This window comes from Bradyrhizobium sp. SSBR45G, assembly GCF_030159255.1.
Lineage (GTDB): Bacteria > Pseudomonadota > Alphaproteobacteria > Rhizobiales > Xanthobacteraceae > Bradyrhizobium.
Window position 1 is genome coordinate 1 of the sequence record NZ_BSCT01000032.1, and the last position, 21,403, is coordinate 21,403.

17 protein-coding genes are annotated in these 21,403 nt (G+C 65.5%); 13 read left to right on the forward strand and 4 right to left on the reverse strand.

Features of this window, described 5'->3' with window-relative positions; translation table 11 throughout:
* Positions 1-807 precede the first annotated feature (807 nt).
* Together QQL87_RS28290 and QQL87_RS28295 are read left to right on the forward strand one after the other, a co-directional pair.
* Entirely contained in the window at positions 808-1,833 is a 1,026-nt protein-coding gene (locus tag QQL87_RS28290; protein WP_284422346.1) for an alpha/beta fold hydrolase, read from the forward strand.
* Positions 1,834-1,857: 24 nt separating this feature from the next.
* Positions 1,858-2,802, forward strand: a complete 945-nt coding sequence (locus QQL87_RS28295; protein ID WP_284422344.1) for a fatty acid desaturase — start codon at positions 1,858-1,860, stop codon at positions 2,800-2,802.
* A gap of 253 nt (positions 2,803-3,055) precedes the next feature.
* Here QQL87_RS28295 and QQL87_RS28300 read toward each other — a convergent pair whose 3' ends face one another.
* Complete coding sequence (locus QQL87_RS28300; RefSeq protein ID WP_284422342.1) at positions 3,056-5,116, reverse strand: ATP-dependent helicase; 2,061 nt, start codon at positions 5,114-5,116, stop codon at positions 3,056-3,058.
* Between the two features lie 196 nt (positions 5,117-5,312).
* Here QQL87_RS28300 and QQL87_RS28305 point away from each other — a divergent pair, with 196 nt between their 5' ends.
* The 9 genes from QQL87_RS28305 (at position 5,313) to QQL87_RS28345 (ending at position 16,049) form a co-directional block, all read left to right on the forward strand.
* Complete coding sequence (locus tag QQL87_RS28305; RefSeq protein ID WP_284422341.1) at positions 5,313-7,628, forward strand: Tex family protein; 2,316 nt, start codon at positions 5,313-5,315, stop codon at positions 7,626-7,628.
* 139 nt (positions 7,629-7,767) lie between these two features.
* Positions 7,768-8,445, forward strand: a complete 678-nt coding sequence (locus QQL87_RS28310; RefSeq protein WP_284422340.1) for a Rossmann-fold NAD(P)-binding domain-containing protein — start codon at positions 7,768-7,770, stop codon at positions 8,443-8,445.
* A gap of 254 nt (positions 8,446-8,699) precedes the next feature.
* Complete coding sequence (locus tag QQL87_RS28315) at positions 8,700-9,680, forward strand: TRAP transporter substrate-binding protein (RefSeq protein ID WP_284422338.1); 981 nt, start codon at positions 8,700-8,702, stop codon at positions 9,678-9,680.
* Positions 9,681-9,714: 34 nt separating this feature from the next.
* A complete protein-coding gene (locus QQL87_RS28320; protein WP_284422352.1) occupies positions 9,715-11,730 on the forward strand; it encodes a methyl-accepting chemotaxis protein in 2,016 nt (671 codons plus the stop codon).
* Between the two features lie 67 nt (positions 11,731-11,797).
* Positions 11,798-12,496: an alpha/beta hydrolase family protein gene (locus QQL87_RS28325; RefSeq protein WP_349817300.1), complete on the forward strand. Its 699-nt coding sequence runs from the start codon at positions 11,798-11,800 to the stop codon at positions 12,494-12,496.
* A gap of 327 nt (positions 12,497-12,823) precedes the next feature.
* Positions 12,824-13,294: a hypothetical protein gene (locus QQL87_RS28330; RefSeq protein WP_284422336.1), complete on the forward strand. Its 471-nt coding sequence runs from the start codon at positions 12,824-12,826 to the stop codon at positions 13,292-13,294.
* Positions 13,295-13,402: 108 nt separating this feature from the next.
* Positions 13,403-14,416 carry an ABC transporter substrate-binding protein gene (locus QQL87_RS28335; RefSeq protein WP_284422335.1) on the forward strand — a complete coding sequence of 338 codons (1,014 nt, stop codon included), beginning with the start codon at positions 13,403-13,405 and terminating at the stop codon, positions 14,414-14,416.
* Positions 14,417-14,452: 36 nt separating this feature from the next.
* The gene (locus tag QQL87_RS28340; RefSeq protein WP_284422333.1) at positions 14,453-15,226 is read left to right on the forward strand and encodes an ABC transporter ATP-binding protein; all 774 of its coding nucleotides are present in this window, start codon (positions 14,453-14,455) and stop codon (positions 15,224-15,226) included.
* Positions 15,219-16,049, forward strand: a complete 831-nt coding sequence (locus QQL87_RS28345) for an ABC transporter permease (RefSeq protein WP_284422332.1) — start codon at positions 15,219-15,221, stop codon at positions 16,047-16,049. Before QQL87_RS28340 ends, QQL87_RS28345 begins: the two co-directional genes overlap by 8 nt.
* A gap of 5 nt (positions 16,050-16,054) precedes the next feature.
* Here the strand turns inward: QQL87_RS28345 and gtdA are convergent, their stop codons facing one another.
* Positions 16,055-17,092, reverse strand: a complete 1,038-nt coding sequence (gene gtdA / locus QQL87_RS28350) for a gentisate 1,2-dioxygenase (RefSeq protein WP_284422330.1) — start codon at positions 17,090-17,092, stop codon at positions 16,055-16,057.
* Positions 17,093-17,194: 102 nt separating this feature from the next.
* Between gtdA and maiA the strand changes: the two genes are divergently transcribed.
* Positions 17,195-17,827, forward strand: coding sequence for a maleylacetoacetate isomerase (maiA, locus tag QQL87_RS28355; protein ID WP_284422350.1), 633 nt, complete (start codon positions 17,195-17,197; stop codon positions 17,825-17,827).
* Positions 17,817-18,326, forward strand: coding sequence for a MarR family winged helix-turn-helix transcriptional regulator (locus QQL87_RS28360; RefSeq protein WP_284422329.1), 510 nt, complete (start codon positions 17,817-17,819; stop codon positions 18,324-18,326). Before maiA ends, QQL87_RS28360 begins: the two co-directional genes overlap by 11 nt.
* Before the next feature lie 38 nt (positions 18,327-18,364).
* Here QQL87_RS28360 and QQL87_RS28365 read toward each other — a convergent pair whose 3' ends face one another.
* Together QQL87_RS28365 and QQL87_RS28370 are read right to left on the reverse strand one after the other, a co-directional pair.
* The gene (locus QQL87_RS28365) at positions 18,365-19,978 is read right to left on the reverse strand and encodes a benzoate-CoA ligase family protein (RefSeq protein WP_284422328.1); all 1,614 of its coding nucleotides are present in this window, start codon (positions 19,976-19,978) and stop codon (positions 18,365-18,367) included.
* Positions 19,975-21,114 (reverse strand): FAD-dependent monooxygenase, encoded by a 1,140-nt coding sequence (locus QQL87_RS28370; RefSeq protein WP_284422327.1) that lies wholly within the window; start codon positions 21,112-21,114, stop codon positions 19,975-19,977. The genes QQL87_RS28365 and QQL87_RS28370 overlap by 4 nt, the downstream gene beginning before the upstream one ends.
* Positions 21,115-21,403 lie beyond the last annotated feature (289 nt).

Sequence of the window (21,403 nt, forward strand, 5' to 3'; positions counted from 1 at the left end):
GAATCCACGCCATGCGCCTTGTCCACTCATTCTAAACCGGACAGCCGTGGGCTTGTCCCGGCCATCCACGTCGTCCGGCGGACCTGGATGGACCCGGATGCCCGGGCCTTCGCCGCGCCGAAGCGGCCTCGGCCGCGCAGGCGGGACAAGCCCGGGTATGACGAGTCATAAATGCGAAGGCACCCTCGTTGCACGAGTTCTGGCCATGAGCCGAAAATTCTCCTTTCGTTTTTCCAGAATCCGTGCTCTACTGCGTCCATCCTGCCTCACCGATGAGGGGCGTGCGCGCGGTCGTCACGAGACGCGGGGCAGGGAGGCGGTGGCCGTGACGGGTCGCAGCGTGGCTTTGCTGCGCCGACGAACGATCCGATGCGGACGGTCAAGCCGTGTGGTCCTGGCCTCCCGACGCTGAGGCCAAGCCGGTGGTGTCTGATGACACGCTGGCGACGGGGGCAAGACAGCCGGTCCCCGGGGAGAGCACGGAGCAGCCGTAAGCCCATCGCGCAGGGAATGCCGGATGATCGGCTGAACCTGTGGTACCTGCCGCCTGCATTTTTTTCCGCAGGCGGGCCATGGGTGAGGCCTTCACCCGGCATTCCCTGCGCCCTCACGTCTTCGAGGGTGTTCCATCCGGCAAGACTCGGGCTCAACCGGCCGCGGGAACGCGAGCGCATGGCGATGCGACGCCGCGATACCCATAACACGGCCGCCGTGCCGACTGCGCGATCATGCCATGCCAAAAAATGGGCGTGTGGGACGCCTGCGCATCACCTAGGCTCCGTGCAGCTTCTCCATGGGACGGCGCACATGACGACTATTGCGGACTACCAGATCTTCGAGGCCGGCGACGTCGTGCTGCAATCGGGCGTGATGGTCCCGTCGTTGCGGCTCGCCTACAAGACCTATGGTACGCTGAATGCGGCCAAGGACAACGTGATCCTCTATCCGACCTCGTTCGGCGCCCAGCATTATGACACCGAATGGCTGATCACACCGGGCGGCGCGCTCGATCCCGAACGCTACTTCATCATCATCCCGAACCTGTTCGGCAACGGCCTGTCGTCATCGCCGTCGAACACGCCGCGAAGCGACGCACCGTTCCCGGCGATCAGCTATCACGACGCGGTCGCGGTGCAGCGCCGGCTGCTCGAAGAGCAGTTCGGCATCAGCCGGATCGCGCTGGTCTATGGCTGGTCGATGGGCGGCATGCAGGCCTATCACTGGGCCGCCTGCCATCCCGACATGGTGGAGCGCGCCGCTGTCGTCTGCGGCAGTGCGCGCTGCTCGCCCTACAATCACGTCTTCCTCGATGCGGTGAAAGCGGCAGTGATGGCCGATCCGGCGTACCGCGACGGCCGCTTCGTCGAGAAGCCGGTCGCCGGCCTGCGCGCGATGGGGCGCATCTATGCCGGCTGGGCGATGTCCTATGAGTTCTATCGCGACGAGGCCTGGCGCGAGCAGGGCTTTGCCTCGCAGGAGGACTATCTCGCCGGCGTCTGGGACTTAGCCTTCGCGCATCGCGACGCCGACAATCTGCTGGCGCAGATCGCGATCTGGCAGAGCGGCGACATCAGCAGATGTGCCGCGTTCGGCGGCGATCTCGACCGCGCGCTCAGTGCCATCACCGCGCGCATGCTGCTGATGCCCGGGCGGACCGATCGCTATTTCGACTGGCGCGACAACGAGCGGGAGCTGCCCAGGCTCGTCAACGCCCGCTCCGCGGAGTTGCGGCCGATCCCGTCCATCCATGGTCACCGCGCAGGCAATCCGATCCGCATTCCGGCGGATCGCGACTTCATCAATTCCAACGTCTCGACCCTCCTCCAGAGCTAAGGTCCTGAGCCCGATCTGACCGATGTGCCCACTGACGAGTTCGCGCCCCGTCCGAAGCTGCTGACGCCGGTCACGCTGCAGGCCCTGTGCAGGCGCTCGAACCTGCAGGGTGCACTGCGCGCGCTCGCTCACTACGGCGCGATCGCCGCCGTGGGCACGCTGATCGGGCTGATCGCGTCCGCCTACGGCGTGCCGTGGGCGCTGCCCTTGATGCTGCCGCAAGGCGTGCTCGTCGCCTTCCTGTTCATGGCCGTGCATGAGACCGCGCACAAGACGGCGTTCGACAGTCGCGCACCCAACATCGCCGTCGGCACCCTCTCCGGCTTCCTCATCGGACTGCCGTACGAGTATTACTGCCTGTTCCACTGGGAGCATCACCGCCACACCCAGGATCCCGAGCGAGACCCGGAGCTGATCGTCGGCCCCAAGCCGCGGTCGGAGACGCAGCTCGCGATCGCCTATTCCGGCCTCGTCCAGGTGGCCGGCCGGCTCCGCCTGCTGCTGAAACACGCGATCACCGGCGAGGTGACAGTGCCTTGGGTCCCCGCCGGCCGCCGCGCCACCATCGTGCGCGAGGCACGCGCCTATGCGGCCGGCTATGCCGTGCTGCTGCTCGGCTCACTCGCGATGCACAGCGCGCTGCTGTTGTGGGTCTGGGTGCTGCCGCTGCTGCTCGGCCAGTTGATCCTGCGGCCCTATCTCTACGCCGAGCACACCGGCTGCGACCACGCCAAGAGCGCCTTCCACAACACCCGCACCACCTTCACCACCCGCGCCGTGCATTGGCTGACCTGGAACATGCCCTATCACGTCGAGCACCACGCTTATCCGGCGGTGCCGTTTCATGCGCTACCGAAGTTGCATGAGATCGTGGATGGCGAGATCAAGCACCGCGGGCAGGGCTACATCGAAGTGACGCGGCAGACGCGCGCGTGGTTTCGCGCGCAGTGGGAGGGGACGAAGTTCTGAAGCAGATGAGTTCGCTTGCCAGCTATCGCCGCGCAGACGGTGCACCCTCTCCCCTTGCGGGAGAGGGTGGCATAATCGAGCAAAGCTCGATCATGCCGGGTGAGGGGTTTGTCTCCGCAGAGATGGTGCATCTGTGGAGACAAACCCCTCACCCGAGTAAGCATGACGCTGGCATCGGCGAGGCCCTCTCCCGCAAGGGGAGAGGGCGCAGTCATCAGCACTGTGCGCACGCGGCCACGGATGCGGCGCCCGCTCACCGCCACCGCTCGCGCATGCGCGCACCCAAATCGATGCGCGGCCCCGGGCTGGCGTACGCCGCGCCAGGCTGCAGCCGCGGCCAACTCGTGCGCTCGAACAGCGGCACCAGGGCTTCGGGAATGAACCGCGTCCGCGAGGCATAGACATGACGATCGCCGCGCACCGGCTGGCCATGGACGAAGAAGCGCTGCGGCACCAGCAGGTGCAGATCGTCCTTGGCGCGGGTCATCGCGACATAGAGCAGCCGGCGCTCCTCCTCCAGCTCGGCGCTCGTGCCGGCGCCGAGATCGGACGGCATGCAGCCGTCGACGACGTTGAGCACGTGAACCGAATTCCACTCCATGCCCTTGGCGGAGTGGATGGTGGAAAGGATCAGATAGTCCTCGTCGAGCAAGGGCACGCCGGCCTGGTCGGAGGTCGCGTCGGGCGGATCGAGCGTCAGCTCGGTGAGAAAGCGCTCGCGCGAGGGATAGCCGCTGGCGATCTGCTCCAGTTGCAGCAGATCGGCGCTGCGGACCTCCGCGTCCTCGTGGACGCGCTCGAGATGCGGCTGGTACCAGTGCCTGACCCGCTCGATATCTGCAGGCCAGTCGGAGACGCGCAACTGCTCCAGCGTGCGCACGAACGCCGTCCAGTCGTCACCCGCTCGCGCCGGCGCTTGCTGCGCGCACAGGGCCGCGATCGGATCGGCGTGATCGCTGACGGCATCGAGCAGGCGCTGCGCCGACGCCGGTCCGATGCCGGGGATCAGATGCAGCACGCGGAAGCCGGCGATGCGGTCGCGCGGATTCTCGATGAAGCGCAGGCAGGCCAGCACGTCCTTGACATGGGCGGCATCGAGGAACTTCAGCCCGCCGAACTTCACGAACGGAATGTTGCGGCGTGTCAGCTCGACCTCCAGCGGCCCGCTATGCGACGACGTCCGGAACAGCACCGCCTGCTGCTTCAGCACGATGCCTTCCTCGCGCCTGGCCAGCACCTGCTCGACGATGTAGCGGGCCTGGTCGGCCTCGTCGCCGATGGTCACGAGCCGCGGCTTGCGGGAGCTCGTGCGATCCGTCCACAAATTCTTGGTGAAGCGCTCGCGCGCCAGCCCGATCACGCCATTGGCCGCCGAGAGGATCGGCTGCGTCGAACGGTAGTTGCGGTCGAGCGTGACGATGTCGGCGCGCGGGCTGAACTGATCGGGAAATTCCAGGATGTTGCGCACGGTCGCAGCGCGGAACGCGTAGATCGACTGCGCATCGTCGCCGACGACAGTGAGTCCGGTCCCGTTCGGCTTCAGGCCCAGCAGGATCTGCGACTGCAGCCGGTTCGTGTCCTGATATTCGTCGACCAGCACGTGATCGAAGCGATCGCCGATCTCGCGCGCGATGGTCGCGTCCGCCATCATCTGCGCCCAGTACAGCAGCAGGTCGTCGTAGTCGAGCACGGCATTGGCCTGCTTGGCCTCGACATAGGCTGCGAACAGCCCCTTCAGCTCGCCGACCCATTCCGCGCACCACGGAAAATGCCGCACCAGCGCCTCGTCGAGCGGCATGTCGGCATTGACGCAGCGCGAGTAGATCGCAAGGCAGGTTCCCTTTGTCGGGAAGCGCTTCTGCATGTTGGACAGGCCGCGCTCGTGCCGCACCAAATTCATCAGGTCGGCGGAATCCTCGCGATCATGGATCGTGAACACAGGATCGAGGCCGACGCGCTCGGCATAGTCGCGCAGCATGCGTGCGCCGAGTCCGTGAAACGTGCCCGCCCAGCTCAGCCCCGCGGTGATCGCTTCGGCCTGGCTGCCCAGCACCTTGCGCGCGATGCGCTCGACGCGCCGGCTCATCTCGCTCGCGGCGCGGCGCGAGAACGTCATCAGCAGCAGGCGGCGCGGATCGGCGCCGTTGACCAGCAGATGCGCGACGCGATGCGCCAGCGTGTTGGTCTTGCCGGAGCCGGCGCCGGCGATGATCAGGAGCGGCGGCCCAGGTGCGGCGCACGCACCGCCATGCTCGACGGCGCGGCGCTGCTCCGGATTGAGATCGTCGAGATATGTCGCCGTCGTGGCCTGCACGAATCGTCCCTCAGCCTGCAAGAATCGGCGATTTGCTTCGCTTGCGCAACGACATGGCTCGCTCGCTGCAGCGTTTTACATGATTCGCAACCGGTCTTTTTTGCCACGGTTGCCCACAGAGCGTCAGCCTGCCGCTTGCGCCGGCGCGCGCGGACTCCTATCCAATCAGCCCCGTCACGAATCTCGGAAGAACACCGTGCCGAATTTTGCGTCCATCATCGCCGCTGAACTCTCCGTCAGGGATGCCCAGGTCCAGGCCGCGATCGACCTGCTCGATGGAGGTTCGACCGTTCCGTTCATCGCGCGCTACCGCAAGGAAGCCACGGGGATGCTCGATGACACCCAACTGCGCACGCTCGAGGAGCGGCTGCGGTACTTGCGCGAGATGGATGCACGGCGCACCGCGATCATCGAGAGCATCAAGTCGCAGGGCAAGATGACGCCGGAGATCGAGCTGGCGCTCGCCACTGCCGATACCAAGGCGCGGCTCGAAGACATCTACCTGCCGTTCAAGGAGAAGCGCCGCACCAAGGCGCAGATCGCCAAGGAAGCCGGGCTCGAACCGTTGGCCGATATGCTCATCGGCGATCCGATGAAGAACCCGGAAGACGAAGCGAAGGCGTTCATCAAGAAGGATGGCGACAATCCGGTCAAGGACGTCAAGGCGGCGCTCGAAGGCGCGCGGGCCATCCTGGTCGAGCGCTTTGCCGAGCACGCCGATCTGCTCGGTTCGCTGCGCGAGGAGATGTGGAGCCGCGGCGCCGTCAAATCGTCGGTGCGCCACGGCAAGAAGACCGAGGGCGCCAAGTTCGCCGACTATTTCGATTTCTCCGAGCCCTTCAACAAGCTGCCCTCGCACCGCATCCTGGCGATGCTGCGCGGCGAGAAGGAAGAGGTGCTGCAGCTCGATTTCGGCGATGGCGAGCCGGAGGATTCGAAGGATCCGTCGCTCTATGAGAACCGCATCGCGGTGACGTTCGGCATCTCGCGCCAGGGCCGCCCCTCCGATCAGTTCCTGTCCGACTCTGTGCGCTGGGCCTGGCGCACCCGCATCAAGACCTCGCTCGCACTCGATATCCGCATGCGGCTGTGGCAGGAGGCGGAGAAGGAGGCGGTGCGCGTGTTTGCCACCAATCTGCGTGACCTGCTGCTGGCGGCGCCGGCCGGTGGCCGCGCCACGCTCGGGCTCGATCCCGGCTTCCGTACCGGCGTCAAGGTCGCTGTCATCGACCGCACCGGCAAGTTCGTCGACCACGCCACGATCTATCCGCACGAGCCGCAGCGGCAGTGGAACGAGAGCATGCTGACCCTGGCGCAGCTCTGCATCAAGCATCGCATCGAGCTGGTGGCGATCGGCAACGGCACGGCCTCGCGCGAGACCGAGAAGCTGGTCAACGATTTGGTGAAGCTGAAGCCGGATCTCAAGCTGACCAAGGCGATCGTGTCGGAAGCGGGCGCGTCGGTGTATTCGGCCTCGGAGTTCGCCGCGAAGGAATTCCCCAATCTCGACGTCTCGATCCGCGGCGCGGTCTCGATCGCCCGCCGCCTGCAGGATCCGCTCGGCGAACTCGTCAAGGTGCCGCCGGCCTCGATCGGCGTCGGCCAGTATCAGCACGACCTCAATCAGTACGAGCTGGCGCGCGCGCTCGATGCCACCGTCGAGGACTGCGTCAACGCGGTCGGCGTCGATCTCAATACCGCCTCGGCGCCGCTGCTGGCGCGCGTGTCGGGCATCGGCGAGAGCCTGGCGCAGAACATCGTTGCGCATCGCGATGCCAACGGTCCGTTCCCGAGCCGCGACAAGCTCAAGGAGGTGCCGCGGCTCGGACCGAAGGCGTTCGAGCAGTGCGCCGGCTTCCTGCGCATCCGCGACGGCGACAATCCGCTCGACGCCTCCGGCGTGCATCCCGAGGCCTATCCGGTCGTGAAGAAGATTCTCGAGACGACCAAGAGCGACATCAAGGTGCTGATCGGCGACAGCAAGACCTTGAAGACGCTGAACCCGGCGAAGTTCGCCGACGAGCGCTTCGGCGTGCCGACCGTCACCGACATCATCAAGGAGCTGGACAAGCCCGGCCGCGATCCGCGTCCGGAGTTCAAGACCGCGACCTTCCAGGAGGGCGTCGAGAAGATCACTCATCTCAAGCCCGGCATGATCCTGGAGGCGACCATCACCAACGTCGCCGCGTTCGGCGCCTTCGCCGATATCGGCGTGCATCAGGACGGCCTGATCCACATCTCGGCGATGTCCGAGAAGCGCATCAACGATCCGCGCGAGGTGGTGAAGCCGGGCCAGGTCGTGAAGGTGAAGGTGCTCGACGTCGACGTGCCGCGCAACCGCATCTCGCTGACCTTGCGCCTGTCTGATCCGCTCCCTGCCAAGGGCGAGAAGCGCACCAGCGCGCGGCCGCCGGCGGCGCGCAGCATGACCACGCGCGAGGAGAAACCGTCGGGCGGAGGCGCGTTTGCCGCCGCGATGGCGAAGGCCGCGGAGCGGCGGAAAGGCGCCTGAGGCGCGGCGCTCGATCCTGACGACAATTGCCCGCCGCGGGAGGCCATTCCGCGGCGTCGCGCCAAAAAAGACGCAGGCATCTTCCGGCTTGCCCTCGCGTCGCCTACCTTGAGCGGCAAGCGCCGCGCGAGGATGTGAGATGGCGAACCGCACCGTGATCATCGCCGGGGCCACCGGCCTTGTCGGACGAGAGCTTCTTCGCGGCCTGCTCGCGGATCCGACCGTGCAGCAGGTGCACGTCGTCGGCCGCCGGACGCCGCCTGTCGCCTCGCCGAAGCTGACGGCCCACGTCGTCGACTTCACCGCGTTGCCGCCCCTGCCGCCGGCCGATGAGCTGTATCTGGCGTTGGGAACCACGATCAAGGTCGCCGGCAGCCAGGCCGCCTTCCGCGCCATCGATCACCACGCCAACCTCGCCGTCGCCAAGGCCGCGCTGGCGAGCGGCACCAAGCGCACCGGCCTGGTCAGCGCCATGGGCGCCGATGCGACATCGAGCGTCTTCTACAGCCGCGTGAAGGGCGAGCTCGAGGCCGAATTGAGCGCACTGCCCTTTACCGGCCTCGTGATCGCGCGGCCGTCGTTGCTCGTCGGTAGCCGGGCGGAGCTGGGACAGCCAAGCCGGCCGGGCGAGGAGTGGGGCAACACGCTCAACAACATCCTCGGCTTCCTGATCCCCGCCAACTACAAGCCGATGAAGGCTGCCGACGTGGCGCATGCGCTGCTGTCCAGCGTTCCGTCGGCCATCGGGATCAAGGTTCTGAGTCGGGCGCGATGCGCCGGTGATCCCAGGCGTGGCTCTTGCGCAAGCTCCGTGTGACTTCCATTTATCAGAAGCCGCGCGCAGGCACTGAACGTCGACCTTTATGGTGAGCTTGGTGGTCCCGTAGTCTTACGGCCTGTGCCCGGCTCAGCCAAATACGTCGTCTCGTGACGCGAGAGCGAAGCAAGCCGAACTCGTTGTCTAACATGGGATAATGTTGAAAGCGGAGAAGCGGAGCTGAGTCCGCCTTTTAACATCTTAACCATATCTCCCTGTTAGGACTGATCGGAGAAGAACGGGCTCGGGACCTCATGCGCAGACAGCTTCGAGAGATTTTCTTCGTGGGATTGATCGCGGCTGCGTTGCCCGGCTTGCATCGGGTCGACGCATCACCACGCATGGTCTCGTTGGTGTTCAACTCCCAGCCGCAGAACCCGCAACAGATCGGGGCCGATGAGTTCCGCACCAGGCTGCGGACCCTCGCCGGCAAGCGGCTCATCATCGACGAACGCGCCGGCAATTCGTTCGGCAGCGAGGCGGCCATCCTGGCGGCAACCCGCACCGGAGCGGTCGATATCGCGGTCGTGTCAGGCGGCATCGCGAGCGCCGTCGTCCCCGAGCTCGGCGTCTTCGACATTCCCTTCCTGTTTCGCGACACCGCGCATGCCAAGGCCGTCGCCACGGGACCCGTCGCTGCCGCAATAGGCGCCAAATTCGCCGACAAAGGCCTGGTGCTGCTGGCCTTGGGAAAGCAGGGATTCCGCAACCTCACCAATTCGAAGCGGCCGGTGCGCAGCGTCGATGACGTCAGGGGTCTGAAGATCCGCGTCATCCCCAATCCGGTCTACCAGATGACGTTCAAGGCGCTGGGCGCTGACGTGCTGCCGATGGACTTTCCGCTGGTCTACGCCGCGCTCAAGGACGGGCGTCTTGACGGCCAGGAGAATCCCGTCGCGACCATCGCCGCCAACCGGTTCGAGGAAGTTCAGAAGTACCTCACCCTCACCGGCCATTTCTTCGCCCCGATCGCCTTCGTTGCCAATCGGGCGATGTTCGAGCAGCTCGATGCGAGCGAGCGCGAAGCACTGATCTCCGCTGCAAAGGCTGCAGCGGAGGTGACGTGGCAGGCGCAGCTCGATGCCCAGAAGCTCGATGAGCTGCGGAAGGGCGGGATGGAGGTCATCGAGACATTCGATCGCAAGACATTCGTCGACGCGGTCAAGCCGCTCGATCCGGAATTCGAAAAGCGCTTCGGCAAGGAGCTGCTCGCCAGCATCAGGTCCACGCCGTGAACAGTCGGGCAATCTCATGAGACTCTCTTCGTTGATGTCGTGGATCGGCATCCGTCCGCGGATCTTCGGCGGCTTTGCGCTGATCCTGAGCTTTCTGGTGCTGCTTGGCGGCTTCGCCATGATCCAGGTGGATCGTATCGGTGGAACGGCGGACGAACTCATCACCAGCGCTGCTGGCGATGCCGGCATGTCGCAGGTCAGAGCTGCGCTGCTCACCGCCAATGGCGCGGTGGAGAAGTTCATCCGGACCTGGAGCGTGGGTGACAAGGATGCGGCGGGCAAGGCCATCGACGCGGTTGCCGGGCTCGCCGACGAGGTCGAGAAGCAGTCGGGCAAGCTGAAGGTCATCGCTGACAGTGCAGGACCGGTGCGGAGCGCACTCGGGAACTATCGCGCGTCGTTCGTGGCTGCTGCCGCAGCCGTCGACGGCCTGCGTGCGGCCTCGACCAAGACCGAGACGCTCGGTGCCGTAGCCGGCGTCAACGTCGGTGGGATTCAGGTCGTTCTGGCCAATGGTGCCGGGCGCGAGCCTCTGCTCAACCCGCTGCGCCTCGCCAGCGTCGTGGACGCGCTCCGCATCGCGGTGATGCGCTACACCAGCACGTTGTCTCCGAACGATGCCGAGGACGCCAGGCTCACCTTCGCGTATGCGAAGCTCGCGCTCGCCGATACCGAGGCCGAACTGGCCGGTGTCGACGATGCCAAGCTGAAGGCCCTGGTCGCGGCCCTGAAGGACGCAGTGATGGCTGATGGTGCGGCGCTCGACGAGGTCATCAAGGTGGCGGCTGATCTGCGGGCCAAGCAGAACGAACTCGCCAAGGCCAGCGCATCGATCGAGGCGCAGGTCGGTCAGATCAACCGGCAGCTCGATGCGGCCCGCAAGGAGCAGGGGGCGAGGACGGGAGTGGCGGTTCAGGAGACGAGGCAGACCATCATCATCACGGCGGCGGGGGCGGTCGTGCTGGGCGCCGCGCTGGCGTGGCTGATCGGTGCCAGCGTGTCTGGCCCGATCCGCAGCATGACGGAACGCATGCAGTCGCTGGCCGCCGGCGAGCTTGAGCAGCCGATTCCTGGCGGCGAGCAGCGCAATGAGATTGGCCGGATGGCGCGTGCGGTCGATGTGTTTCGCGACAATGCGCTCGCCGTGCGCCGCATGGAGCAGGAGGCGGCCGCGCAGCGGGACGCCGCAGAAGCGGAACGCGCGCGCATGATGGCGAATCTCGCCGGCCGTTTCGAACAGGGCATGCAGGGCGTGATCACCGGCGTCGGCGGTCGCGCGAGTGAGATGGGGCAAAGCGCAAAGGAGCTCGCGCGCGTTGCCGAGCGCGGCCGCGGATTGGCGGAGGCGGTGGCGAGCCGCGCCGAGCAGGCGTCCGTCAACGTCCAGACCGTCGCGGCGTCGACCCAGGAACTCGCGGCGTCGATTCGCGAGATATCGTCGCAGGTGCAGCGTTCGGTCGCGGTGTCGACGCGCGCCACGCAGGAGACCGAGCGGACCTCGGAGCTGATCAACGGTCTGTCGAGCTCGGCCGAAAGGATCGGCACCATCGTGCAACTGATCCAGGCGATCGCAAGCCAGACCAATCTGCTGGCGCTCAATGCCACGATCGAGGCCGCGCGCGCAGGTGAGGCCGGCAGGGGCTTCGCGATCGTGGCGAGCGAAGTGAAGAGTCTCGCCTCTCAGACCGCGCAGGCCACCGAACAGATATCCAGCCAGATCGCAACCATTCAAAGCGCCACTGAAGAGACGGTGGGAGCGATCGCGCAGTTCGGCACGACAGTGCGCGAGATCGCCGAGATCTCCAACGCCATTGCGGCCGCGGTCGAGCAGCAGGGCGCCGCGACCACCGAGATCGCCCGCAACGTCGAGCAGGCAGCCAGCGGAACGGCCGCGGTGACGCAGGAGATCGGCGATGTCCGCACCGTCGCCGGACAGACCGATGCCGGGGCGGAAGCTGCGCTGGCGGCTGCTGCGGCATTGCAACAGCAGGCGGCATCGCTGAAGAACAATGTCGATGATTTCCTGCAGACGATTCGGACCGCCGCTTGAGCGAACGAGGCGGAGATCATCGTGGCGCTCGGTTGACGCCGAGGGCGGCCGGCCCGCATGCTGAGGCATGACCGAGCAAGCGCCACGTTCTCTCACCCTTCCCGTCGATGGTGCGGGCATGGTGTCCGCACTGTTGCTGGCGCCGCCAGGCGCCCGCGCCGGCTTCGTGTTCGCTCATGGGGCGGGCGCCGGCATGACACACGCCTTCATGAATCAGGCCGCTGCAAGTCTCGCTGCCCGCCGCATCGCAACGCTGCGCTTCCAGTTTCCCTACATGGAAAAGGGCAGCCGGCGTCCCGATCCCCCCGCGCTCGCGCAGGCCGCGGTGCGGGCTGCCGTGGCGGAGGCCGCGCGGCTCTGGCCGGGTCTGCCGCTGATCGCCGGCGGCAAATCGTTCGGGGCGCGGATGACGTCACAGGCCCAGAGCCTGGTCCCGCTGCCAGGCGTGGTGGGACTGGCCTTCCTCGGCTTTCCGCTGCACCCTGCCGGCAAGCCCGCGGTGACGCGGGCCGATCATCTCGATGCGATCGGGCTGCCGATGCTGTTTCTGCAGGGCACGCGCGACAAGCTGGCGGAGCTCGAGCTGCTCGAACCGGTCGTGAGGCGGCTGGGACGCCGCGCGACGCTGCATCTCATCCCGCATGCCGACCATGCCTTCCACGTGCCCGCGCGCTCCGGCCGAAATGATGAAGCCGTCATGGACGAACTGACGCAGACATTTTCATCCTGGGTCGACACCCTGACCCGACCCATCGGGACGGCCTGAACGTTCGCACCGGCAGATTGGTCCGACCCTGGGACGGCCGTTGCGAAAAATTCGAATGAGAACAAAAAAAGAACTTCCAATAAATCTCAGGTTGAGACATCATCGGGTGGAGAGTCCGAGATGGTGAGGCGTTCGTTGAAGTCCTGGGGATCAGGTTTGCATATTGTTGGACACCTCGCGCAGGCCCCGCAGATCGAGGATGCAGCGATGACATATCGTCTCCCCAGCGCATCTCATGTCCGGGCAAAATCCTGCCGGCGCTCAGAAGGTCTTCAATTCCGGCGTAGACCTGAAGCGTAACCGACCAACCCAGTTCCCGAGGGATCGATGAGAAGGATCGTTTCATTTCTTTCGCTGTTGGTTCTGATCCCGGCAAGCCTCGTCGCGAGACCGGCCCATGCTGACGATGGCTTCAAGGGCATCGATACCTTGCATGGGACATGCAAGAAGCTCGCGGTTGCGGGGAAGGAGCGGACGTCGGATTGCAGGGGCGTCTTGCTCAACACCCGCTACGCCGACCAGCGCACCGGATTTTACTTCGTGACGACCGACGGAGCCATGATCACCTTTTCAAGTCCCGGAGAACTCAGCCAGCGGGAGTCAAAGGTCGCGGGGGCCTATCCGGTCGATATGATGATCCTCAAGATTGAGGGGGATGTTCGCAGAGTGGCCGCAAAAGGAATGTGCCACACGTCGAAGCTGACCATCGCAACTGCGAAACTCAACTGCCTCGCCGATAGCGAGCTCGGCCGGTTCGAAGGAGAGTTCGTGCCGGGGACCAAGCCGCCGGGCTCGTAGGCCGCGATCTCCTCAAAGATTTGCCGCGACATCCGATTCGAAATATTGCAACAAGTCTGCGTCACCATCGGGCGGCGAGCTCGCGGTGGACGGGTCTTGGAGAGATGGATGTTCCGGAATGTAAACCTGGTCGCGAACCTGGTGCTGGCTACTCTTTTGTGTCTTGCGTCGGTCCCCGCCGCGCAAGCCGAGGACGCCAAGCTGCGGATCGGCGTTCTCAGGTTGTCGTCGTCCGCGCCGGTCTTCATTGCCCTGGACAAGGGCTATTTCCATGAGGCCGGCCTGAACGTCGAGCTGAAGTTCTTCGATGCCGCGCAACCGATCGCTGTCGCGACCGCCACCGGCGATGTCGATGTCGGCGTTACCGCATTCACGGCAGGGCTCTACAACCTCGCAGGCAAGGGAGCCTTGAAGATCATCGCGGGCATGAGCCGCGATCGCCCCGGCTTTCCGCTGATCGGCTACTTCGCCAGCAACAAGGCCTACGAGGCTGGTCTCAAGACACCGAAGGACATCGCAGGCAAGCGCGTGGCGATGACCCAGGTCGGGTCGAGCTTTCACTATTCGGTCGGGCTGCTTGCCGACAAATACGGCTTCAAGCTCGCCGACGTGAAGATCGTGCCGCTGCAGTCGATGTCCAACATGGCCGCAGCGATCAAGGGCGAGACCGTCGACGCCGCGCTGATGCCGGTCTCGGTCGCCCGAAAGCTGATGGAGGAGGGCGCCGTCAAGCACCTCGGCTGGGTCGGCGACGAGACGCCCTGGCAAGTCACCGGCGCGTTCGCCGGGCCAAAGACCTTGGCCAACACGGCGGTCGTGACGAAGCTGCTGGCGTCGCTGCAGCGGGCTGAGCGCGAGTATCATGACGTGGTCCTCGCCTCAGTGAAGGACGGCAATGCCGCCATCAATGACAACACTAAGCCGCTGCTCGAAATCATCGCCAAATACACCAACCTGCCGGTCGACCAGGTGGTCGGCAACTGCGCCTATATCGATCCCGACGGCAAGCTCGACGTTGCTAACATCGACAGCCAGGTCAAATGGCTGCAGGCGCAGGGTTTCGCCGATCCGGGCTATGACGCGGCGGCGATCATCGCGAGAGATTTTGTGAAGCCGGATTGAACTGGAGCGACGCGGAACTGCTGCGGATCGTATGACATGGACCTGATCGCCGAGACCATCAGCCACCGGTTCGACGCGCTCGACGTGCTCGATGGCGTGTCGTTCACGGCCGGTGCCGGCGAGGTCGTCGCCATCGTCGGCCCGTCCGGCTGCGGCAAGAGCACGCTGCTGGCCATCCTCGGTGGCCTGCTGCAGCCGAGCACAGGTCAGGCGCTGCTGCGCGGCGCGCCGCCGGCCGGCAGCCTGAATCCGCTGACCTTCGTGTTCCAGGATTTCGCGCTGCTGCCCTGGGCAAGCGTCGCGGACAATGTCGCCTTGCCGCTCCTGCACACGTCGCTGTCGGCGCAGCAGCGGGCTGCGGCCGTCGACGATGCCTTGCGGCGCACCGGACTCGTCGACTTTCGCATGGCCTATCCGAAGCAATTGTCCGGCGGCATGCGCCAGCGCGTCGGCATTGCGCGCGCGCTCGTCGTCCGGCCAGCGATGCTGCTGATGGACGAGCCGCTGTCGGCGCTGGATTCGCAGACCCGCGAACTCCTGATGGAGGATTTCGTCGACCTGCTTGCGGATGGCGCCATGGGCGCTGTCTACGTCACGCACAATCTGGAGGAGGCCGTCAGGCTCGCCGATCGCATCGTCGTGCTGTCCCGCCGCCCCGGCCGCATCCGGAAGGTCGTCACTGTCCCGGCGACGCGGCGCGCCCGCGGTGATCAGGCCATGCGCGCGCAATTGCTGGATCTTCAGAACGAGCTGTGGGCGCTGATCCGGACCGAGGCGATCGATGCCGAGCGCGAGGTCCAGCATGCTTGATCGCACGCCGAATGACGCGCATCGCAGCGTCGGTGACGCCGAGACCAAGCCGGTGCGCTTCCGCGGCGGCGGCTTCACGCCGGTCGCAAGCCGCTGGGCGGGCCTGCTCGCGCTCGCCGCGGCGCTCGGGCTGTGGCAGCTGATCGGCAGCCTCGCGCTGGTCAATTCGCTGTTCCTGCCGACGCCGCTCGGGATCGTCAGCGCGCTCATTCGGCTCGCCGAGAGTGGCGCGCTGTGGCAGCACGTCTCGGCGTCGCTGCTGCGCATCCTCTCGGGCTGGGCACTCGGCACGGCCTCCGGCATCGTCGTCGGCTTTGCCATCGGCCTGTGGCGCATCGCCCGCAGCATCGGCATCACCTTCGTCTCGGCGCTGTTCCCGATCCCGAAGATCGCCGTGCTGCCGCTGCTCATTCTCTGGCTCGGCATCGGCGAGCAGCCGAAGATCGCGACCATCGCGCTCGGTGTGTTCTTCTCGACCACGATCTCGGTCTATAGCGGCGTCGACGCCGTGCCGCGCAATTTGATCCGCATGGCGCAGAGCTTTGACGTGCCGTTCCCGACCATCGTGCGCAAGGTCATCTGGCCCGGCGCGCTGCCGTCGATCCTGGCCGGCTTTCGCATCACCGCGTCGGTGGCGCTGATGCTGGTGGTCTCGGCGGAGATGATCGGTGCCGAGACCGGTATTGGCACCTTCGTGCTGCAGGCCGGCAACCTGATGCAGACCGATCAGCTGATGGCCGGCATCCTGGTGCTGTCGCTGTTCGGCCTCGCCGTCGGCCGGCTGATCAGCCTGCTCGAAGCGCGGCTCCTGCACTGGCGCTGAACGCTTCACGCGTTGCCGCGATCTTCGCGGAACAGATCGAGCTTGTCCTGCACCGGACGATCCGAGAATGAGAACAGCACCGCATCCTCCTCGGCCTCGTGGCTCACCCATTGCCAGCTCGGCACGACGAACAGGTCGCGCGGCCCCCATTCGAAAATCTGGTCGCCGATGCGGCTGCGCCCCTTGCCCTCGATCGCCGTGAACACCGTGGCATCCGTCGAGCGATAGCGCGCGGTCTTGAAGCCCTTCGGCAGCAACTGGATGAAAGTGCCGATCGTCGGCATCGCGAAGTCGCCGGTCTCCGGATTGGAGAACTTCAGCTTCAGCCCATGGCACGCATCCCATTCCTCGCTCCGCTTGGCGCTCTCCAGCGCCTCGCGGGTGTAGGCATAGGGATAGTTGAAGATCGGCGATGTCCGCGATCTGCGCTTCGCATCGACCGGCAGCAGATTGTGGCCGTAGCGGGCGAAGCTGTCGCCCGGGGGGCGCGCGACCTTCTGCTGATCCTCCTGCGAGCCTTGCGCGAACGAGGCGTCGAGGAACTGCACCAAGGGAATGTCGAGGCCGTCGAGCCAGAACATCGGCTCGGAGGTTTCGTTGCCGTGATCATGCCAGGTCATCGATGGCGTGATGATGAAATCACCGGGCTCCATCAGCGTGCGCTCGCCGTCGACGGTCGTGAACGCGCCCTTGCCTTCGAGCACGAAGCGCAGCGCCGACTGGCTGTGGCGATGGGCCGGCGCGATGTCGCCGGGGATCACCATCTGGATGCCCGCATAGAGCGAGGTGGTGACCTTGGACTGCCCGCGCAGGCCCGGGTTCTCCAGGATCAGCACGCGCCGCTCGGCCTCCTTCGCCGTGATCAGCCGCCCGGCCTCGATCATGTAGTCGCGGATCGCCGCGAACTGCCACAGATGCGGCCGGCAGGCGCTCCTCGGCTCGGGCGTGATCAGATCGCTCATGACCGTCCACAGCGCGGTCATGTTCTCGCCGTCGATCTTCTTGTAGAACGCCTCGCGTTCCGGGGTCGAAACTGCGGCCATGCTCGCCTCCCTCGATCAGATGTCGTTATTGATTGACAGTATACTGTCAAATTGATTACCGTCAAACGCAACCAGAAATGTCATAATGGGAGGAGTGCCATGATGAAGCTGCACGGCTATTTTCGCAGCAGCGCGTCCTATCGCGTCAGGATCGCCCTCAACCTCAAGGGTCTCACGGCTGCTCATCTGCCGCATCATCTCCGCAAGGGCGAGCAGCGCGCGCCCGCTTATCTCTCCCTCAATCCCCAGGGTCTCGTTCCCGCCCTCGAGGATGATGGCGGTGTGGTGCTGATCCAGTCGCTCGCCATCATCGAATGGCTCGACGAGACCCACCCCGAGCCGCCGCTGCTGCCGACGGACCCGCTGCGCCGCGCGCAAATTCGGGCTTTCGCTCAAGTCTTGGCCTGCGACACCCATCCGGTCCAGAACCTGAAGGTGCTGGCGCGGCTGCGCGAGCTCGGACTGCCCGAGGACAAGGTCACCGCCTGGGCGGGATGGGCCAATCGTGAAGGCCTCGCGGCCTGCGAAACGCTGATCAAGCATGAGCCCGGCCCGTTCTGCTTCGGCGCGGCGCCGACCCTGGCCGATCTCTGTCTTGTGCCGCAGCTCGGCAATGCGCGCCGCTTCGGCGTCGATGTCGGGGCATTTCCGCGGCTGCTGCAGGCGGAAGCCGCCGCCAAGGCGCTGCCGGCATTTGCCGATGCTGCTCCGGAGCGTCAGCCCGATGCCGAGTAAGCCGTCTGACGTCACGATGGACGCGGTCTACACCAAGCCCGGCTATCTGTTCCGGCGGATGCAGCAGATCGCGGTCTCGATCTTCATCGAGGAATGCCGGGAGTTCGACCTGACGCCGGTGCAATACGCCGCGCTGGTCGCGATCCGGACCCATACCGGCATCGATGCCACGCGCCTGTCGGCCGTGATCGCCTTCGATCGCTCCACCCTCGGCAGCGTGATCGAGCGGCTCGAGGCGAAGGGGTATGTCGAGCGCAAGCCGTCGACCGACGACAAGCGCGTCAAGCTGCTCTATCTGACCAAGGCGGGCGCTATCCTGTTGCGCAATATTATGCCGTTTGTCGATCGGGCGCAGGCGCGCATGCTGGCGCCGCTGAAGCCGGCCGACCGAAAAACGCTGACGGCCCTGCTGTCGCAACTCGTCGACCTCAACAACGAGGTGTCGCGCGTGCCGCTGCGCGCCGAGGACGCGCTGGAGCATCTCGGCAAGACCGGCTGAGCGCAGCTGTTTGCGAAGGCTCCTCCGACGGCGTTTGCTCATAGCCGCATCACCGCCTGACGGTCGATCTTGCCGGTGCCTGTCTTCGGCAGCTCGTCGATGAATACAATCTCACGCGGATATTTGTAAGGCAGCAGCTTCGCCTTCACGTAGTCCTGAAGCGCCTTGGTCATGGCCGGCTCGTCATGGGATCGGCCGTTGGCCACCACGACGGCCTTGAGGCTCATGCGGCGGTCCGGCAGCTCATGTGCGAACACGGCGCATTCCCTGATATCAGGGTGTTCCGCAAGGCAGAGCTCGACCTCCAGCGGATAAACCCATTGCCCGGAGATCTTGACGAGGTCATCGGCGCGGCCGCGGAAGAAATGAAAGCCGTCGGCATCGCGGACGAAGCGGTCGCCGGTGTAGATCCAGCCGCCATCGCGGATCGTCTCGGCGGTCTTGTCCGGACGGTTCCAGTACAGTGGCGTGTTGGAGTCGCCGCGGACCCAGAGAATGCCTTCCTCCCCGGTCGCAACCTCGCGCCCCTCGCTGTCGCGCAGCGCGATCTCGTAGCCCGGCACGCGCAGGCCGGCCGCGCCGAGCTTCTTGCGGTCCTCGAGGTTGGACAGATAGACATGCAGCACCTCGGTCGAGCCGAGTCCTTCGACGATCTCCAATCCGGTGAGACTCTTCCAGCCGTTGAAGACTTCGGCCGATAGCACCTCGGCTGCGGAGACCGACAGGCGCAGCGATGAGAAATCCGCCTGTTTCGCCCCGTCGGCCTTTGTCAGCGCCGTGTAGAGCGTCGGCAGGCCGAAGAACACGGTGGGGCGGAAGCGGCTGATGGCATCGAAGATCGCCGCCGGCTTCGGCTGGCCCGGCAGCAGCAGCGTCGTTGCGCCGGCGGTGAACGGAAAGGTGATGGCGTTGCCGAAGCCGTAGGCGAAGAAGATCTTCGGCACCGAGAAGCAGATGTCGTCCGGCGTCAGCCGCAGCACGTTCCTTGCGAACGCCTGCTCGCTATAGGCCATGTCGTGCTGCAGATGGACGATACCCTTGGGGCGGCCGGTCGAGCCCGACGAGTACATCCAAAACGCCATCTCGTTGCGATGGGTGTCGGCCTCCGCCAACTCCGCGACGAAGTTGACCAGCCATTGATCGACGGCGACCGTCGATGGCGCCGCTGTTGCCGGCGCCTCGCCGTTGACGACGATGAGCGTCTGCAGCGCCGTCGCCGCGCAGGCCTGCGCGTCGAACCGTCCGGCAAACTCCGCATCCGCGACCGCAACCTTGGCGCCGGAATCGGCGAGATAGAACTGCAGCAGGTCCGGCGGCGTCAGCGTGTTGATCAGCAGCGGCACGAAGCCCGCGCGCACCGCGCCGAAGAACGCGGCCGGATAGGCCGGCGTGTCATCGAGGAACAGCAGGACGCGGTCACCGCGGGTGAGGCCGAGCGATGCGAAGCCGTTGCCCCAGCGACAGGCATCCGCGCACAGCTCGGCATAGCTGCGCTGGCCGGCCGGGCCGATCAGTGCCGGCTTGCTCGCATTGCCGTTGGCGAGATTGTCAAACAGCACACGGCTGGCGTTGTAGCGCGCCGGAATCGCAAAGCCGATTTCGCGCGCACCGGCACTGTCGGAAGGAACCTGATCGGCAATCTCTGTCGTCATGCCCGGTCTCCTTTCGTCCGAGATGCCTCGTAGCGCGCCATGAACTGCGGCGCCATCGCGCGCAGCCGGGTGTCGTCGATGCGGCCCGAGCGCGTGATGTAGCTGTAGGCAAACTCCATCAGCCCGAGCTTCATATGAGCCGGGAACGCCTCGTACCAGTCGGCGCTGGTGCGGGCGGCGGTGACCAGCTTCTTGACGATCGGCTGCCGCTCCGCCTGATAGCGCGCAAGTCCGTCGGAGAGGTTGCTTTCGCTGTCGAGCGCCTTGGCGAGCGCGATCGCATCCTCGATCGCCAGTCGCGTGCCCGAGCCGATCGAGAAGTGAGCCGTATGTAGCGCATCGCCGATCAGCACCATGTTGCGGTGCCACCAATGCTCGTTCCAGACCCAGGGGAAATTGCGCCACACCGACCGGTTCGAGACCAGCGAATGGCCATCGAGCGTGTCGGCGAACACCTGCTCGCAGATCCGCCGGGACTCGTCGACCGACATCTCGGCAAAGCCATAGGCATGCCAGGTCGCGCGATCGCATTCGACCAGGAAGGTGCTCATATCAGGCGCGTAGCGATAGTGATGCGCGTTGAGGGTGCCGCGGTCGGTCGTGACGAAGGTCTGCGACAGCGTGGCAAACGTTTTCGACGTGCCGTACCAGGCAAACTTGTTGCTGGAGTAGGAGACGGAGAAGCCGAAATCGCCCTCGAAGCTGCGCCGTACCAGCGAGTTGAGCCCGTCAGCGGCGACGATGAGATCGTAGCCTGCGAGCTGATCGAGCGATTGGATGGTGGTACCGTAGCGGGCGATGACCTCGACGCTCTCCGCGCGCGCCTGCAGCAACTTCAGCAACTCGAGCCGCCCAATCGCGGAAAAGCCGACGCCGTCGATCTCGACGCTTTCACCGTGCAGGTTGAGCGTGATGTTGCGCCAGCTTTCCATGTGCGGCGCGATCGCGTCGACAGTGTCGGGATCGTCGGCACGCAGGAAGTCCAGAGCCTGGTCGGAGAACACGACGCCGAAGCCCCAGGTCGCGCCGGCCGGGTTCTGCTCGAACAGGTCGACCACCGCGGCGGGGTGCCGCTTCTTCCAGAGATAGGCGAAATACAGCCCGCCAGGGCCGCCGCCGAGCACGGCGATACGCAAGGGCGATCTCCCAATTGACAGTATACTGTTTATTTTGGACGGACACTAATCCCTCGGGATGGAACGCGCCAGCAGAATCTGCGTGTGTGCGGTGGCCCACCAAACGGGACGGCGGCGGAACTCCACGTGTCGCTCGGCCGGTCCGGCCTGAAACGCTGTTCGGTCATCCGGACCTTGGGGGGCATCCGCTGTCTGCCTGCCGACGGATACGGTCTCCGTCGGCGGACGGTCGCGCTGCCGGTTCTTCATGCAAATATGCGCGCGGAATGTAGTCACTTGCCTGCGTTGT

Bases quoted from the DNA above. Each gene is read 5' to 3' on its own strand.
- QQL87_RS28360 (WP_284422329.1), top strand. From the start codon at position 17,817: ATGCCGAGTAAGCCGTCTGACGTCACGATGGACGCGGTCTACACCAAG.
- QQL87_RS28325 (WP_349817300.1), top strand. From the start codon at position 11,798: ATGACCGAGCAAGCGCCACGTTCTCTCACCCTTCCCGTCGATGGTGCG.
- maiA (WP_284422350.1), top strand. From the start codon at position 17,195: ATGAAGCTGCACGGCTATTTTCGCAGCAGCGCGTCCTATCGCGTCAGG.
- gtdA (WP_284422330.1), bottom strand. From the start codon at position 17,092: ATGGCCGCAGTTTCGACCCCGGAACGCGAGGCGTTCTACAAGAAGATC.
- QQL87_RS28310 (WP_284422340.1), top strand. From the start codon at position 7,768: ATGGCGAACCGCACCGTGATCATCGCCGGGGCCACCGGCCTTGTCGGA.
- QQL87_RS28340 (WP_284422333.1), top strand. From the start codon at position 14,453: ATGGACCTGATCGCCGAGACCATCAGCCACCGGTTCGACGCGCTCGAC.
- QQL87_RS28315 (WP_284422338.1), top strand. From the start codon at position 8,700: ATGCGCAGACAGCTTCGAGAGATTTTCTTCGTGGGATTGATCGCGGCT.
- QQL87_RS28330 (WP_284422336.1), top strand. From the start codon at position 12,824: ATGAGAAGGATCGTTTCATTTCTTTCGCTGTTGGTTCTGATCCCGGCA.
- QQL87_RS28345 (WP_284422332.1), top strand. From the start codon at position 15,219: ATGCTTGATCGCACGCCGAATGACGCGCATCGCAGCGTCGGTGACGCC.
- QQL87_RS28335 (WP_284422335.1), top strand. From the start codon at position 13,403: ATGTTCCGGAATGTAAACCTGGTCGCGAACCTGGTGCTGGCTACTCTT.
- QQL87_RS28320 (WP_284422352.1), top strand. From the start codon at position 9,715: ATGTCGTGGATCGGCATCCGTCCGCGGATCTTCGGCGGCTTTGCGCTG.
- QQL87_RS28365 (WP_284422328.1), bottom strand. From the start codon at position 19,978: ATGACGACAGAGATTGCCGATCAGGTTCCTTCCGACAGTGCCGGTGCG.
- QQL87_RS28290 (WP_284422346.1), top strand. From the start codon at position 808: ATGACGACTATTGCGGACTACCAGATCTTCGAGGCCGGCGACGTCGTG.